The organism is Phreatobacter sp. (genome assembly GCF_030691135.1).
Classification (GTDB): domain Bacteria; phylum Pseudomonadota; class Alphaproteobacteria; order Rhizobiales; family Phreatobacteraceae; genus Phreatobacter.
The window spans coordinates 12,744-28,959 of sequence record NZ_JAUYFA010000106.1 but is presented as its reverse complement, the minus strand read 5'-3'; the positions used below and the strand labels follow the sequence as shown (position 1 = coordinate 28,959).

Here is a 16,216-nt window from a genome sequence, read left to right as displayed (position 1 = left end):
CGGAACGCCTTTCCATCTCGACGTGGTCAGCCAGGGCGGCCGGCCGATCGAGGCCGAGGGCCGCCCCATCGGCGGGCGGGCCGTGCTGCGCCTGCGCCTCGTCGCGGGGGTGCGAGAGGAACTGGTCCAGCTGCGCGCGAGCCACGACGCCCTGGTGCGGGAGACTGCGACGATCCGCTCCTTTCTCGGCGCGCTGTCGCTTCCGGTCTGGCTGCGCGACGCGGAAGGCCGCACCACCTGGGTCAACACGGCCTATGCGGCGGCAACCGATGCCGCGGACGGCCAGCGGGCGGTTGCGGCGGGCGTCGAACTGCTCGACCCGACCGACCGCAACGAGGCGGCGCGCCACCGCTCCGCGCGCACGCCCTTCGCCCGCCGGGTCGCGGCCGTCGCCGCCGGCCAGCGGCGCATCTTCGACATCATCGAGACCCCGGCGGGCACCGGCTCGGCCGGCATCGCCGTGGACGTCACGGAACTGGAGACGGTGCGCTCCGAACTCTCGGTCGAGATGGAGACGCACAAGCGCACCCTCGACCAGCTCGCCACCGCCGTGGCGATCTTCGACGCCGGCAAGCGCCTGGTCTTCAACAACGAGGCATTCCGCCAGCTCTGGGACCTCGAGCCCGCTTTTCTCCATCAGGCCCCCAGCGACGGCGACATCCTGGACCGGCTGCGCGAGCGCCGCCTGCTGCCCGAACAGTCCAACTACCGCGAATGGAAGAAAACGCTGCACGGGATCTACGAGGCGGTGGATACCGAGCCGCGCATCCTCGAATGGCCTCTTCCGGACGGGCGCTTCCTGCGCGTCGTGCAGAACCCGGATCCGGCCGGCGGCGTCACCTATGTCTTCGAGGACCTGACGCAGCGCCTGCAGCTGGAGACGCAGGTCCAGGCGCTCGGCCGCGTCCAGCGCGAGACCATCGACAATCTCGACGAGGCTGTGGCGGTGTTCGGGTCGGACGCCCGCCTGTCGCTGTCGAACCGCGCCTTCGCCGCGCTGTGGGATTTCGACGCGACCATCCTGGAAGGTCGGCCGAAGATCGACCAGATCGCCAGCCTGTGCATGCCCTATGTCCAGGACAGCAGCATCTGGTCGGACGTGCGCGCGGCGGTCACGGCGCTCGCCGACGACCGGCGCCCGCGCGGCTTCCGCATCGAGCGCACCGACGGCTCGGTGCTCGACACCGGCACCGCCCCCCTGCCGGGCGGGGCAACGCTCGTCACCTTCAGAAACGTCACCAACATGGTGATGGTCGAGCGGGCGCTGACCGAGCGCAACGAGGCGCTGGAATCGGCGGCCAAGCTGCGCAACGACTTCGTCCACCACGTCTCCTACCAGCTCCGAACGCCGCTCACGACGATCATCGGCTTCGCCCAGGTCCTCGACGACCCCTCCATCGGCCCCCTGAACGACAAGCAGCGCGAATATCTCGGCTATATCGGTGTCTCCTCGGCCTCGCTGCTGTCGATCATCAACGACGTCCTCGATCTCGCAACCATCGACGCCGGCGTGATGGAGCTCGAACTCGGCGAGGTCGACATCCGCTCCACGATCGAGGCGGCGGTGGACGCGGTACGCGACCGCATCACCGAGAACCATATCCGCATCGAGGCGCGCGTCGCCAAGGACATCGGGACGTTCCGCGCCGACGCCCAGCGCGTCAGGCAGGTGCTGTTCAACCTCCTGTCCAACGCCATCGGCTTCTCCGACCGTGGCGGGCTGGTGGTGCTCGATGCGGCACGCGAGGGCGAGGAGATCGTCTTCAAGGTGCGCGACCAGGGCGCCGGGATCGCCCCCGACATGGTCGACCGCATGTTCGAGCGGTTCGAGACACGCTCCACCGGTACCCGCCACCGCGGCGCCGGTCTCGGCCTCTCCATTGTCCAGAGCTTCGTCCAGCTGCATCGCGGCCGCATCGAGGTCGAGACCGCGCCGGGCAGCGGCACCCAGGTCAAGGTCACTTTCCCGGCTCATCTTGAGGATTTCTCCAAGGCCGCCGAATGACCGAACCCTTCCGTCACCACCGCATGCTCGCCAACGAGGCGGAGACGCGCGAACTCGCCATGGACCTCGCCATGGCCGCCCAGCCCCACGACGTGGTGACGCTGGAGGGCGATCTCGGCGCCGGCAAGTCGACGCTCGCCCGTGCCCTCATCCGCGCCATCGCCGAGGACGAGAAGCTGGAGGTGCCGAGCCCGACCTTCGCGCTGATCCAGCCCTATGACCTCAAGCGCCTGCCGGTCATCCATGCCGACCTCTACCGGGTGACCTCGCCCGACGAGATCGCCGAACTTGGCTGGGACGAGGCCGCCGAGGGCGCTCTGCTCATCGTCGAATGGCCCGACCGGCTCGGCGGTGCCCTCTCCGGCGACCGGCTGGAGGTCGCCCTGACGCTAGTGCCGGCGCGCGGCCCGAACGCGCGCAGCGCCACCCTGACCGGCCATGGCGCCTGGGCCGGGCGGCTGGCGCGGCTGGTGGCGCTGCGCAGCTTCCTCAACAACGCGGGATGGGGTGGCTCGCTGCGCCGGCATCTGCAGGGCGACGCCTCGTCGCGGTCCTATGAGCGGCTGCTCGACGGCCAGCGCCGCGCCGTGCTGATGAACGCGCCGAAGAAGCCGGACGGGCCGCCGGTGAAGAACGGGCTGCCCTACAGCCGCATCGCCCATCTCGCCGAGGATATGGTGCCCTTCGTCGCCATGGCCGAGGGCCTGCGCGACATCGGCCTGTCGGCGCCGGAAATCGAGGCCGTCGATCTCGACCAGGGGTTCCTCATCATCGAGGACCTCGGCGGCGAGGGCGTCGTCAGCGACGGCACGCCGATCGCCGAGCGCTACATGGCCGCGGTGGACGTGCTGGCGCTGATCCATGCGCGGCCGCGCGCCGAGACGCTGGCGACGCCGAAGGGCGCCTATGCGCTGCCGGCCTATGACAAGGAGGCACTCACCATCGAGGTGGAACTCCTCCTCGACTGGTACCTGCCGATGAAGGACGCGCGCATTCCGGCGAGCGAGAAATATGTCTTCCTGCAGCGCTGGGGCGATCTCTTGGCCGAGGTCGAGGCCGCGCCGCGGACCTGGGTCCTCCGCGACTTCCATTCGCCGAACCTGATCTGGCTGGCTGGACGCGAAGGGGTGGAGAAGGTCGGTCTCATCGACTTCCAGGACGCGCTGATGGGCCCTGCCGCCTATGATGTCGCCTCGCTCCTGCAGGATGCGCGCATCACCGTGCCGGAGGAGCTCGAGCTGCAACTGCTGTCGCGCTATGCCACGGCGCGCAAGGCCGCCGACCCCGCCTTCGACATGGCCGCCTTCGCCCGGCTCTACGCCATCATGGGGGCGCAGCGGGCGACCAAGATCCTCGGCATCTTCGCCCGCCTCGACAAGCGTGACGGCAAGCCGCAATATCTCGCCCATCTGCCGCGCATCTGGGCCTATCTGCAGCGCTGCCTCGCCCATCCGGCCCTCACCCAGGTGAAGCGCTGGGTGGACGACCGGGTGCCGCCGCCGTGAGCCGCATCGACACCGCCATGGTACTGGCGGCGGGCCTCGGCACGCGGATGCGGCCGATCACCGACCGCATTCCGAAGCCGCTGGTGGCGGTCGCCGGCAAGACCCTGCTCGACCATGTGCTCGACCCGCTGGCCGAGGCCGGTGTGAGGCGCGCCGTGGTCAATGTCCACCACCTCGCCGCCCAGATCGAGGCCGCCGTGGCGGGCCGTTCGGCCCCCGTCGTCGTCATCTCCGACGAACGGGCGCAGATCCTCGATTCCGGCGGCGGCGTCACCCGTGCCCTGCCGCATCTCGGCGAGACCTTTCTGCTGCGCAACGCCGATTCGTTCTGGACCGAACGGGCGGCCTCGAACCTGTCGCGGATGATCGCCGCCTTCGATCCCGCCCGGATGGACACGCTGCTGCTGCTCGCGGCGATGGAGGCGAGTGTCGGCTTCGACGGTGCCGGCGACTTCTTCCTCGGCCCCGACGGACGCCTGACGCGGCGCGGCAGTGCCGACAGGGCGCCCTATGCCTATGCGGGGGCGGCCATCATGGGCAAAGCCGATTTCGCCGGTCGGGCCGACGGCGAGGTCTTCTCGCTCAACGCCTTGTGGAACGCCTCGCTGGCGGCGGGCCGCCTTCACGGCCTGGTGCTCGACGGGCTGTGGCTTCATGTCGGCACGCCCGAGGCAATCGGCGAGGCGGAACGGGCGATCTCGGCAGGCCGAGGATAAGAGCCCCCAACCCTTCCCTTTCGCGCCCTCAGGGTGTATGTGCCCGCCTCCCCATCAACTTCCACCCGGTCCGACCCCGGGCGAAGGACATCACGACCATGGCCAAGCGTTTCGACACGGGCACCGGCCCGTCCCAGCGGCAGTTGCGCGTCGGCGAACTCATGCGCCACGCCCTCTCCGAAGTGCTCTCCCGCGGCGAGATCCACGATCCCGTGCTGCAGAAGAACGTCGTCACCGTGCCCGAGGTGCGCATGTCGCCGGATCTCAAGATCGCCACCTGCTTCGTCATGCCGCTCGGCGGCAACGACCAGCCGGAGGTGATCCAGGCGCTCGCCCGCAACAAGCGCTATCTGCGCGGCGAGCTGGCCCACCGCACCAACCTGAAATACGCGCCCGACCTGCGCTTCCGCATCGACGGCTCCTTCGAGGAGGGCTCGCGCATCGACCGCCTCCTGGAGAGCGAGGAAGTGCGCCGCGACGTCGAGAAGGACGACGAGGCATGAACCAGCCGCGCTCGAAGAAGGTGGACGTCCACGGCTGGGTGATCCTCGACAAGGATCTCGACCAGACCTCGACCCATGCGGTGTCCCAGGTGCGGCGCCTGTTCAACGCCAAGAAGGGCGGCCATGCCGGCACGCTCGACCCGCGCGCCACCGGCCTCCTGCCGATCGCGCTGGGGGAGGCGACCAAGACCGTCCCCTTCGTCATGGACGGCCGCAAGACCTACCGCTTCACCGTCGCCTGGGGCACCGAGACGGCCACCGACGACACCGAAGGCGAGGTCACCGCCCGCTCCGACCTCCGGCCGACCCGCGAGGCCGTGGAGGCGCTGCTGCCGCGCTACACCGGCACGATCATGCAGGTGCCGCCGAAATTCTCCGCCATCAAGATCGGCGGCGCGCGCGCCTATGATCTCGCTCGCGACGGCGAGGAGGTGACGCTGGAGGCGCGTACCATCACCGTCGACAGCCTGCGCGTCACCGCCTTCTCCGCCGAGAGCGCCGAATTCGAAGCCGAGTGCGGCAAGGGCACCTATGTGCGGGCCATCGCCCGCGACATCGGCCGCGACCTCGCCTGCCTCGGCCATGTGACGGCGCTCAGGCGCACCCGTGTCGGCCCCTTCGGCGAGGACGACACGGTGACGCTCGAGGAGCTGCGCGAGCTCGTCGAGGGCAAGATCGCCGGCCAGACGCTGGAGGATGCGCTGCTGCCCGTCGAGGCGGCCCTTGCCGAAGTGCCGGAGGTCAAGGTGACGCGCGACGTCGCCGCCCGCCTTCTGCGCGGCCAGAGCTCGATCCTGCGCGGCCGCGACGCGCCGATCGACGGCGCCGTCTGGGCCTCCTCGGCCGGCGATCCGATCGCGCTCTGCGAGGTCGAGGCCGGTGAACTCGTCCCCAAACGCGTCTTCGTCTTCGGGCCGTGACGCCGGCGCAGGGCCTTTCCCGCAAAGAGCACGTTGACGGGTCCCGCAGCACTCGCTATGAGAGCCGCCTTCGCCCAGATGGCGGAATTGGTAGACGCACTGCTTTCAGGTAGCAGCGCCGCGAGGCGTGGAGGTTCGAGTCCTCTTCTGGGCACCAAATTCCCGTTTCAGATGATCCCAGATCGTCCGAAACCCACCAGAAAGCCCCGGTTTTCCGGGGCTTTTTGCTGTCTAGAGGTCCGAGGTCGTCCGGGGCGATCCGTTGGCATCCAGAATCTTTGTTGGTAGATTCGTTGGCATCCGGGCGGAAATGCCAACTTGGCCAGCTACCGAGTACCAACAGATGCCGCTTTCCGACATACAGATCAGAGGCTTAAAGCCCTCGGTCGGCCCGAAAAAATATAGCGACGGCGGCGGGCTTCATTTGCTCGTGCCTCCGCACGGCTCGAAATTGTGGCGGCTGGCATACCGGTACGATGGAAAGCAAAAGACGCTCCCCCTGGGCATCTACCCGGCCGTAACGCTTGCCGACGCCCGCCAGCGGCGAGAGGCGGCAAAACGCCTACTGGCCACGGGGATCGATCCGTCACAACAGTCGAAGGTCGACAAAGCCAATCGACGCACTGCCAACGCAAACACGTTCGGGTCCGTCGCCGACGAATTCCTCGCCAAGGTCGAACGCGAGGGTAAGGCCGAGGCGACGATTACCAAGAAGCGATGGCTAGTGAGCCTGGCGCGCACGGATATCGGCAGCCGACCGATCCGGGACATCGGCGCGAACGAGATCCTGACGACGCTCCGCAAGGTCGAGGCGGTAGGGAACTATGAGACTGCTCGTCGGATGAGGGCGACCATCAGCCAGGTGTTTCGCTATGGCATCGCGACGTCGGTGGTGGACACTGACCCAACTTTTGGATTGAAAGGTGCGTTGACCGCCCCAGTCGTTACACACCGAGCGGCTTTGACCGATCCCCAGCTATTTGGGGGCCTGCTTCGGGCGATCTGGGAATATCCCGGTATGTCCGAGACACGAATGGCACTCCAACTCATGGCCTTGCTCTACCCAAGGCCGGGAGAACTCCGACAGGCCGAATGGAAGGAGTTTGATCTCGACAAGGGTATTTGGACAATCCCGGCGAGCCGAACGAAAATGCGTCGGGAGCACCGAAAGCCGCTTTCTTCAACGTCACTTTCCATTCTACGGGAACTAGCCCATCTGACCGGTAAGGGGCGATTGGTCCTTCCATCCGTTCAGTCGTCGCTCCGACCGTTGAGCGAAAACACGCTGAATACGGCACTTCGGCGCCTGGGCTTCTCCAAGGACGAGGCCACCTCCCACGGATTTCGGGCAACGGCGTCGACACTGCTCAACGAAAGTGGAAAGTGGCTGCCCGATGCCATCGAGGCCGAACTTGGCCATATGGGCGCTGACGAGGTTCGGCGCGCATACCATCGGGCAACTTATTGGGATGAGCGCGTGAGAATGGCTGACTGGTGGGCAGCCGAGATCGAACTCATGCGATCGGGAAGTTAGCGCGAGATCCGCTCTGAACGGATCTCGGCTGTGAAGAACGCCACTGACGCGAACAGGTCACTTGATCGCTCGTGGGCCAGCTACTCACAATGGGACATGGAAGAAGACCCGCAGAACTCGTTGCGCGATGCCGCCGATGCCGTCAGGCGGCTTGCCTCTCGCCCGCCCGCCGAGCGAGCCGTTGCCGAGGCCATGCTCCGACAGGCACGTCAGCGAGCAGCCGAGGCTAGTCACCGCTTCAACAGGCCCGACATGTTCGCGGATGCGTCAGTTTGCGACCATTGGAGCAAGATGCCCTACTGGTCGGATGAAGAAGCCGCAGCCCTCCTCTTGGAGCGAAACCCGAAACTCCTAAATCGGAAGGCCATCAGAGCGGAGCCGCGCCCGTCCGAAATCGGTAACGCATTCCAACGACTTCGCGACCTCGCTTTTCGAGCTTTGGCGGCGGGCGAATTCACCTCCGGACGCAGCCCATCGGCAATCTTGCTGTGGGCCAAACAAAAGCAGATCGCCATCCCGGCGAGCCTTCAAGCTTCGGTTGATCTGCATACGCAGCCGGTGGTCGATTGGAAAAAGGCCCATGATCAAAAAGCAATCGAACTTGAGCGCGTCCAGGCCGAGCTGGATACGTCTAAGGCGCAGTTGAAGGCCGTCATCACCGAGCAGGCGTCTGCAAACCGCAGCCTCTTAACAAGGGAGCGGACTAGCGTCTTGAAGCTCATCCTGGGGATGGCCATTGGGGGGTACGGCTATGCTCCAACTGCGTCGAGAAGCCCGGTGGCCAAAGACATCGCCGGCGACCTGCATCGCCTCGGACTGACATTGGACGAGGACACCGTCCGAAAATATCTCGAAGAGGCCAAAGGCCTTCTGCCTTCCGACTGGAACCAGAGCGACGCCTGAACCCGAGTTCGGTTAGGGCCTAACCGAATTCGGCCTCCTGCCAATTCGACCTTCCTAGAGCTGCCTCACATTCGATCGCACGAGGCAGCACCATGTCGCACAACCCGACGCAGGGCCTTCTCCGGCTCTCTTCCATCATCGCCCCTCGCGGGCCGATCCCTGTCAGCAAGTCCACGTGGTGGGCTGGCGTGAAGGACGGTCGTTTCCCCAAGCCGATCAAGCTTGGCACCCGCATCACGGCATGGCGCTCCGAAGACATCAACGCGCTGATCGCCAAGGGCTCGTTCTGACATGGCGCGCCGCGGCTACCGGCCCGGCTCCGTGAGCATCCACCGCAATTACACGGTGGATGAGGTCTCGCGCGCCGTTGGCGTTTCCAAGATCACCGTCCGGCGCTGGATTGCAGACGGACTTCCCGTGATCAAGGACCAGAAGCCGATGCTGATCCTCGGCAGCGAGCTGGTGGCGTTTTTCAAGCGGAGCAAGCCCAAGAAGCAGACGTGTGCGACGCACGAGTGTTTTTGCTTCTCATGCCGCTGCCCCCGCCCACCGGCGTTCGGCGCTTTCGAGTATCGCCCCATGGGAAAGTCCGGAGGCAACCTTCAGGCCCTCTGTGAGACGTGCACCACGGTCATGCACAAGCGGGTCTCCCACGCCGCCCTGGAGGGCCTGAAGGCTGAGTTCACGGTCACGATCATGCAGGCAGACGAACACATAGGCGAGAGCTAGCGCCCCTGTCTGAATGATCACTTGGCTGAGGAGGCCGATACCATGCGCAAGCACCACCCCAAGAATGAGCGGATCAAGCGCCAGTACCTCGCATATCTGGAGGAGGCGAAGCGGCTCTCGTCGAAGAGCGCCGATCAGGCCGCCGCCGCCATCGCCCAGTTCGAGGCGTGCAACGGCTACAAGGATTTTGCCCATTTCCATATCGAACAGGCGCGCCGCTTCAAGCGCCAGCTTGACGAACAGGTCCATCCGGATACCGGCAAGCCGCTGGCGAAGGCGACCATCCATTCCCGCCTGATGGCGGTGAAGGCGTTCATCCACTGGCTCGCGGGTCAGAGCGGCTACAAGTCCAAGATCGCCTATTCGGACGCCGACTATTTCAACCCGTCTGCGAATGACAGCCGCATTGCCACGGCCAAGCGCGAGCAGACGGCTCCCACGGTCGAGCAGATCCGCCACGTCCTCGGAAGCATGCCGGACCATACCGACATGGAGAAGCGTGACCGCGCCTTGATCGCCTTCGCCATCCTCTCGGGCGTCAGGGACGACGCATTGGCCTCACTGTCGATCCGTCACGTCGACGTCGCCAAGCGTCGAGTGTTCCAGGATGCCCGCACCGTGCGGACCAAGAACCGCAAGACCATCTCTTCGTCGTTCTTCCCGGTCGGAGACGACATCGAAGCCATCGTGACGTCGTGGCACAGCTATCTGACGACCACGAAGCTCTTTGGTCCGGATGATCCGCTGTTCCCGGCCACCGAGATCGGGCTGGACAGCGACCGGCAGTTTGCTCCGGTCGGTCTCGCCCGCCGCCACTGGAAGAACGCCGACGCGATCCGTCGCGTCTTTCGCAACGCGTTCGAGACGGCCGGCCTCCCATACTTCAATCCGCATTCGTTCCGTAAGACCCTGGCGGTCCTTGGTGAGCGCATGTGCAAGACGCCTGAAGCGTTCAAGGCTTGGAGCCAGAACCTCGGCCATGACAATGTGCTGACGACGTTCACGAGCTACGGCGAGGTGTCGCACCATCGACAGAGCGAAATTCTCAATGAAATGGGTTTTTCCCCCTCGACAAGCGCTGGGCAGCATGTCCTGCCGGACGATGCGACTGTGAAGTGGGTGCTCGACCATCTGCGTTCAAAGACGAACTGATCGGTTATCCAGGGCGTCCTTTAAAGACGCCCCCTTGGTCGAATATAAGAGTTGGCGAAATCCCCTAAGCACTGCTTTATTGCCGAACTGCGAACACTGACAAAGAAGCATGGTAGATTTTACCTTCCACCCCGAGGACAAGGCCCGGTCGATCATCGACCGGCAACTTACCGCGTGCGGGTGGCTGATCCAGTCCAGGGGCGAGATGAACCTCGGCGCGGGGCTCGGTGTCGCGGTGCGCGAATTCCCGACCGCATCGGGGCCGGTGGACTATGGCCTGTTCGTCGGCCGCAGGCTCTGCGGCGTGATCGAGGCCAAGCCCGCGGGCACCACGCTGTCGGGCTTCTCCGAGCAGGCCGCGCGCTATATTGCCGATGTGCCGAAGCACCTTGTCCGCGAAGATGGTCAGGTCCGCTTCGAATATGTCGCCTCAAGCGCCGAATTGCTGTTCCGCGATCATGCCGACCCCGATCCCGTGTCGCGCCGGGTCTTTGCCTTCCACCGGCCGGAGACGTTGGACCTCTGGCTCAAGGAGCCGGCCACCTTGCGGGCGCGGCTGCATTCCATGCCTGCGGTCGTCACGGACGGCCTGCGCGCCTGCCAGATCGATGCCGTCGCCGCGCTCGAACGCTCGATGGCGGCGAACCGTCCGCGCGCGCTGGTGCAGATGGCGACCGGCGCGGGCAAGACCTTCACGGCCTGCACGCTGAGTTATCGGCTGCTCGCCCATGCCGGTTTCAAGCGCATCCTGTTGCTCGCCGACCGCGCCAATCTCGTGCGCCAGACGCGTGACGAGTTTCTCGCCTATCGTCCGCCCGGCACAGGTCGTTCCTTCTCGGAAATTTACAACGTCCAGAAGCTTGGGCGGGGCGGCATCGACAAGGATGCGCAGATCGTCGTCGCCACCATCCAGCGGGTCTTTTCCGTGCTGTCGGGCAAGGACCTGGCGGAGGAGGATGAAGAAGCCTCAAGCTTTGAGGCGGCGAGCGCCTACACCGAGCGGCTGGTTTCCTACAACCCCTCGATCCCGATCGAGAGCTTCGATCTCGTCATCACAGATGAATGCCATCGCTCGATCTACGGCACATGGCGGCAGGTGCTAGACTATTTCGACGCCTTCACGGTCGGCCTCACCGCCACGCCCTCGCTGCACACGCTCGGCTTTTTCGGCAAGAACCTCGTGGCGCAATATCCTTACGAGCGCTCGGTGGTCGATGGCGTCAATGTCGGCTTCGAGGTGTTCCGCATCCGCACCGAGATCGGCGAGCGCGGCGCTACCGTGAAGGCGGGCTATGACCTGCCGGTACGCGACAAGCGCACACGCACCGAGCGCTACGAGACTTTGGCCGAGGATTTCTGCTACACGCCGGAACAGATCGACCGCTCCGTGCTGGTGCCGAACCAGATCCGCACGGTGCTCGAAACCTACCGCGACACGCTGTTCACCGAACTTTTCCCCGGCCGTCGGGAAGTGCCAAAGACGCTCATCTTCGCGAAGGACGATCACCACGCCGAGGAGATCGTTGGCGCCGTGCGCGAGGTGTTCGGCAAGGGCAATGATTTCGCCAAGAAGATCACCTACCGCACCGATGGCGCGGACCCCGAACAGCTCATCCGCTCGTTCCGCAACGACTACAACCCGCGCATCGCCGTCACCGTGGACATGATCGCCACGGGAACGGATGTGAAGCCCATCGAGGTGCTGATCTTCCTGCGCGATGTGAAGTCGGAACTCTATTTCGAGCAGATGAAGGGCCGCGGCGCGCGCACCATCAGCCCAGAAAAGCTGCGCGAAGTGACGCCAGACGCCGAGGCGAAAACCCGCTTCGTGCTGATCGACGCCGTGGGCGTTTCGGAAAGCCTCAAGACCGTCTCGCAGCCCCTGGAGCGCGACCGGGTCATCGGGTTCGACAAGCTGATCGATGAGATCGCGGCGGGGCGGCGCGATGACGACGCCTTCGCCACGCTCGCCGCACGGTTGGCGGCGCTGGATCGGCGCATCGGCGACAAGGATCGCGCCGCCATCACCAAGGCCACAGGCGGCGTTGACCTCGCGGGGCTGGCCGCTCGCCTGCTCGACGCCATCGACCCCGACGTGTTGGCGACGCGGGCGCCGAAGGATGCGCCGGAGCCGGAGCAGCGCAAGGCCCGCGATGCAGTAAAAGACAAGGCGGCGGAAATCTTCGATGATCCGGCCCTGCGCCGTCTGCTCAAGGAAGTGAAGTCCGCTGCCGATATCCGCATCGACACCATCTCCATCGACGCCGTGGTCTCTTCCGGCTGGGACGAGGCGAAGGCGACAGATACGGTGGCGCGCTTCACGCGTTTTCTGGAAGAGCGGCGCGATGAACTCACCGCGCTGCAAATCCTCTACCGGCTGCCCTATACGCAACGGCGGCTGACCTACGAGGCGGTGGACGATCTGAAGGAGGCGCTTAAGCGGCCGCCCTGGCTCCTGGAGCCCATCGACATCTGGCGGGCCTACAAGCGCATCGCGTCCGACAAGGTGCGCGGCAACCCGGCGGGCACGCTGGCCGATATCGTCATGCTGGTGCGCTATGCATTGGGTGAAGCCGAAGCGCTGGAGCCCTTGCCGGCGTTGGTCGCCGGGCGGTTCAACCTCTGGCTTGGCCGCGAGGAGAAGGCCGGGCGCAGCTACACCGAAGAGCAGCGGTCGTGGCTGGTGGCGATCCGCGATCACCTCGCCGTCAATATCGAGATCAGGCCCGAGGATCTGATGGAAGCGCCGGAATTCGCCGCGCGCGGCGGCAGCGTCAAGGCGCGCGGCCTGTTCGGCACGCGGCTACCGGCTTTGCTCGACGAACTCGCTGATGTGCTGGTGGCGTGATGGATGAGGTTGCGGAGAGCGTGGAGTGGGAAAGCGACGGGCCGTGGGAATTGCCGGAGGGGTGGGCGTGGAAGTTGCTAATTGAGACTCTGGAACGGGTCACGACCACGGACCCGAAGAGAGATTTCGGCAAGAGCGCCTTCCACTACGTTGACCTTGGCGCCATTGAAAACTGCAAGATCGTCAACCCTCAGTCGATCACCGGCGATGCCGCTCCTTCCAGGGCTCGGCAGCTCGTGACGACTGGCGATACGATCTTCTCGTGCGTCCGCGTCTATCTCAAGAACATTGCTTTGGTCGGCGAAGGGCTGACCTCTCCGGTTGCCTCGACCGCATTTTGCGTTCTGCGGCCAAGTGAGGCGATCGATGCTCGCTATCTGAACTATTTCGTTCGGTCCCAGCGTTTCATCGAATGGATGATCCCGCTACAGCGTGGAAACAGCCCACCGGCAGTTGTGGACTCCGATATCAAGGCTCAATTCATCCCCCTCGCGCCGCTCGCCGAACAGCGGCGGATCGTGGCGCGGGTGGATGCGTTGTTTGCCGAGATCGCCGAGGGCGAGGCGGCGCTTGAGGCGGCGCGCAAGGGGCTCGACACCTTCCGCCGCGCGCTGCTCAAAGCCGCCGTCACCGGCGAACTGACGAAGGACTGGCGCGAGAACAACCCGGTCACCGAAACCGGTCACGACCTCCTCGCCCGCATCAAGGCAGACCGCACCGCAAAGGGGCAGACCAAAGGCCGAGGCAAACGCGCCGCTGATGCCGCACCGCTCGACACCTCCGCCCTGCCGGTTCTGCCGGAGGGCTGGAAGTGGGGGACTGTTGATCACGTCAAAATCAGCGATCAACGTAATGGAATATCCATTGCCGGATCGTCGTCACCGCCTGGCACCAAGGCTATGCGGCTCGATGCTTTGACAGCTCACGGCATCAACCTTGATGCGATCCGATACATCCCGCTACCCGAAGAGCGAGTTGCAGACTACCGGGTCAACGCTGGTGACCTTCTGATTTCCCGGGCTAATGGTTCTGCCGAATTTGTCGGTCGCGCCGTCTATGTGAGCGACATCGCCGAGACCGTCGTGTTCCCAGATACGATCATCCGCTATCCGCTCGGGCGAGACGAGCAGATCGGTCGTTGGATGGAAATGGCTTGGAACAGTCCACTTGGACGGAGCCAAATTCGCCGTCTTGCAAAAACGACCGCCGGGATACTGAAGATTTCTCAGGAAGATATCTCACAGATATCTCTGCCCATCCCACCACCCGCCGAAGCCGGCGAAATCCTCCGCCGCGTCTCCGAGGCGCTCGCCGCGAGCACCGACACGCTGACAATACTGGACGAGGAAACCGCCGACGGTGCGCGGCTGAAGCAATCCATCCTGAAAGCCGCCTTCGAAGGCCGCCTCGTGCCCCAAGACCCCGGCGACGAACCTGCTAGCGCCATACTCGCGCGGCTCAATGCCACCCCTTCCACCCCCACCCGCGCCCGGCGCGGGCGGGCGAGAAAGTCCGCCCCATGAACGCGCAAACCCTCGTCTCCAAGGTCTGGAACTATGCGCACGTCCTGAACGATCAAGGTGTTTCTTATCTCTCCTACATCAGCCAAATTTCCTATCTCCTGTTCCTCAAGATGGACGAGGAGCGCGTCACTCAGATTGGCGAAGCCTCGATGCTGCCGGACGGCTCGCGCTGGGGTGACATCAAGGACCTGTCGGGCGAGGCGCTGAACGCCAGATACGTCAAGCTGCTCGATACGCTCTCGAAACAGGGCGGCATCATCGGCGCGATCTTCCTCAAGGCGCAGAATGAGATCCAGGACCCGGCGAAGCTCAAGCGCCTTGTCGGTCTAATCGACAGCGAGACCTGGCTCGGCCTGCCGGTTGATGTGAAGGGCGACATCTACGAGGGCCTCCTCGCCCGCAACGCCGAAGACGTGAAATCCGGCGCAGGGCAATACTTCACGCCGCGCCCGTTGATCGAAGCCATGGTTCAGGTGGTCGATCCCGAGCCGCACCAGAGCGTGCACGACCCTGCCTGCGGCACGGCGGGCTTTCTGCTCGCCGCCTGGGAGCACATGAAGCAGCACCCGAAGGCTCGCGACCGCGCGGTTTATTCTGCGCTGAAGGGCAAGTTCTCAGGCGTCGACATCGTGCCGGATGTTGTGCGGCTCGCCGCCATGAACCTCTATCTGCACGGCATCACCGGAGTCGACTCGATCGTCGAGGCGAAGGATGCGCTGCTCGGCGCGGGCGGCAAGAGCTATGAGGTGATCCTCACCAACCCGCCTTTTGGCAAGAAGCAGAGCTATCGGATCGTCCGCGACGACGGCGAGATCGACAGCGAGCGCGAGGACTACGACCGGCAGGACTTCTTCGTCACCACATCGAACAAGCAGCTGAACTTCCTACAACACATCATGACCGTGCTGGCACCGAACGGCGAAGCGGCGGTGGTGCTGCCCGACAATGTGCTCTTCGAGGGCGGCGCGGGCGAGACGATCCGGCGGCGACTCTTGAAGAATTTCGACTTCCATACGCTGCTGCGCCTGCCGACCGGCATCTTCTACAAGCAGGGCGTGAAAGCGAACGTGCTGTTCTTTGACAAGAAGCCGCCTTCCGACGAGGCCGCGACCAAGGACCTCTGGATCTACGATCTGCGGACCAACCAGCGTTTCACGCTCAAAGAGCGGCCGATGGTTCGGGCCGACCTTGACGAGTTCGTCACTCTCTACCGCTCCGGCCGCCGCTTTGAGCGGGTGGAGAGCGAGAAGTTCAGGCGCTACCCGCTTGCGACGCTGCTCGCGCGCGACAAGGTCAATCTCGATATCTTCTGGTTGAAGGATGCCTCGCTCGACGACCCCGATCTGCTGCCTCCACCGGACGAGGTCGCAGCCGAAATCGTCGAGAGCCTGGAAACAGCGCTGGAGCGCTTCCGCGGTGTGGGCTTGGCTCTCGGCCAATCGGCGGAAATATGATAAGTACCATTACTTAGGTGCGCGCGTCATGGCGCACCTGATGAGACAGGCCCGAAGAAGTCGACAGCGGCGGGAATTGTTGGTCTTTTTGTTGGTTCTTTCAAAACAATGAGATTTTTTATCATGATTTTCCAATGACATAGTGACTAGATGCGACGCCTCTTCTGGCACCAATTTCAAGTTTCAGACGATCCGAGATCGTCCAGAAACCCGCAGAAAAGCCCGGTTCGCCGGGCTTTTTTGTTGTCTGGAGCTCCGGCGTTATCCGGCACGGTGCGTCGGCATCCAAAATCTCTTTTGGTCGATGTGTTGGTGTCCGGGCGTGAACGCGGGAACTGGCGGTCGGCTGGTATGACGGGAAGCAGAAGTCACTCCCCCTCGGGGCCTGTCCCGCCATTTCCGTCGGGACGGCCGGCAATACAGA

13 protein-coding genes and 1 tRNA gene are annotated in these 16,216 nt (G+C 64.6%); all 14 read left to right on the top strand.

All coding sequences use genetic code 11. The annotated features are described in order from the left end of the window. Window positions 1-2,005, top strand: a 2,005-nt coding sequence (locus Q8O26_RS19250) for a PAS domain-containing sensor histidine kinase (protein WP_305578574.1), incomplete at its 5' end; no start/stop codon positions are given. Next, complete coding sequence (gene tsaE / locus Q8O26_RS19245) at window positions 2,002-3,510, top strand: tRNA (adenosine(37)-N6)-threonylcarbamoyltransferase complex ATPase subunit type 1 TsaE (RefSeq protein WP_305578572.1); 1,509 nt, start codon at window positions 2,002-2,004, stop codon at window positions 3,508-3,510. The genes Q8O26_RS19250 and tsaE, both read left to right, overlap by 4 nt. Before the next feature lie 17 nt (window positions 3,511-3,527). Next, window positions 3,528-4,226: a nucleotidyltransferase family protein gene (locus tag Q8O26_RS19240; protein ID WP_305578576.1), complete on the top strand. Its 699-nt coding sequence runs from the start codon at window positions 3,528-3,530 to the stop codon at window positions 4,224-4,226. 98 nt (window positions 4,227-4,324) lie between these two features. Continuing rightward, window positions 4,325-4,729, top strand: a complete 405-nt coding sequence (rbfA, locus tag Q8O26_RS19235; protein ID WP_305578570.1) for a 30S ribosome-binding factor RbfA — start codon at window positions 4,325-4,327, stop codon at window positions 4,727-4,729. After that, complete coding sequence (truB, locus tag Q8O26_RS19230; RefSeq protein ID WP_305578568.1) at window positions 4,726-5,649, top strand: tRNA pseudouridine(55) synthase TruB; 924 nt, start codon at window positions 4,726-4,728, stop codon at window positions 5,647-5,649. The genes rbfA and truB overlap by 4 nt, the downstream gene beginning before the upstream one ends. Before the next feature lie 72 nt (window positions 5,650-5,721). Next, window positions 5,722-5,806 (top strand) — tRNA-Leu (locus tag Q8O26_RS19225). Between the two features lie 186 nt (window positions 5,807-5,992). After that, window positions 5,993-7,183: an integrase arm-type DNA-binding domain-containing protein gene (locus Q8O26_RS19220; RefSeq protein ID WP_305578566.1), complete on the top strand. Its 1,191-nt coding sequence runs from the start codon at window positions 5,993-5,995 to the stop codon at window positions 7,181-7,183. A 30-nt stretch (window positions 7,184-7,213) separates the two neighbouring features. Then, the gene (locus tag Q8O26_RS19215; protein WP_305578564.1) at window positions 7,214-8,086 is read left to right on the top strand and encodes a hypothetical protein; all 873 of its coding nucleotides are present in this window, start codon (window positions 7,214-7,216) and stop codon (window positions 8,084-8,086) included. A 92-nt stretch (window positions 8,087-8,178) separates the two neighbouring features. Next, the gene (locus Q8O26_RS19210; protein WP_305578562.1) at window positions 8,179-8,376 is read left to right on the top strand and encodes an AlpA family transcriptional regulator; all 198 of its coding nucleotides are present in this window, start codon (window positions 8,179-8,181) and stop codon (window positions 8,374-8,376) included. Window position 8,377: 1 nt separating this feature from the next. Continuing rightward, on the top strand, window positions 8,378-8,815 hold the full coding sequence (locus Q8O26_RS19205) for a helix-turn-helix domain-containing protein (RefSeq protein WP_305578560.1): 438 nt from the start codon (window positions 8,378-8,380) through the stop codon (window positions 8,813-8,815). Between the two features lie 42 nt (window positions 8,816-8,857). Continuing rightward, complete coding sequence (xerC, locus tag Q8O26_RS19200) at window positions 8,858-9,967, top strand: tyrosine recombinase XerC (protein WP_305578558.1); 1,110 nt, start codon at window positions 8,858-8,860, stop codon at window positions 9,965-9,967. Window positions 9,968-10,076: 109 nt separating this feature from the next. Beyond that, entirely contained in the window at window positions 10,077-12,815 is a 2,739-nt protein-coding gene (locus Q8O26_RS19195) for a DEAD/DEAH box helicase family protein (protein ID WP_305578556.1), read from the top strand. Next, on the top strand, window positions 12,815-14,338 hold the full coding sequence (locus tag Q8O26_RS19190; RefSeq protein WP_305578554.1) for a restriction endonuclease subunit S: 1,524 nt from the start codon (window positions 12,815-12,817) through the stop codon (window positions 14,336-14,338). The genes Q8O26_RS19195 and Q8O26_RS19190 overlap by 1 nt, the downstream gene beginning before the upstream one ends. Further along, window positions 14,335-15,792, top strand: coding sequence for a class I SAM-dependent DNA methyltransferase (locus tag Q8O26_RS19185; protein WP_305578552.1), 1,458 nt, complete (start codon window positions 14,335-14,337; stop codon window positions 15,790-15,792). The genes Q8O26_RS19190 and Q8O26_RS19185 overlap by 4 nt, the downstream gene beginning before the upstream one ends. The last annotated feature ends 424 nt before the right edge of the window (window positions 15,793-16,216 follow it).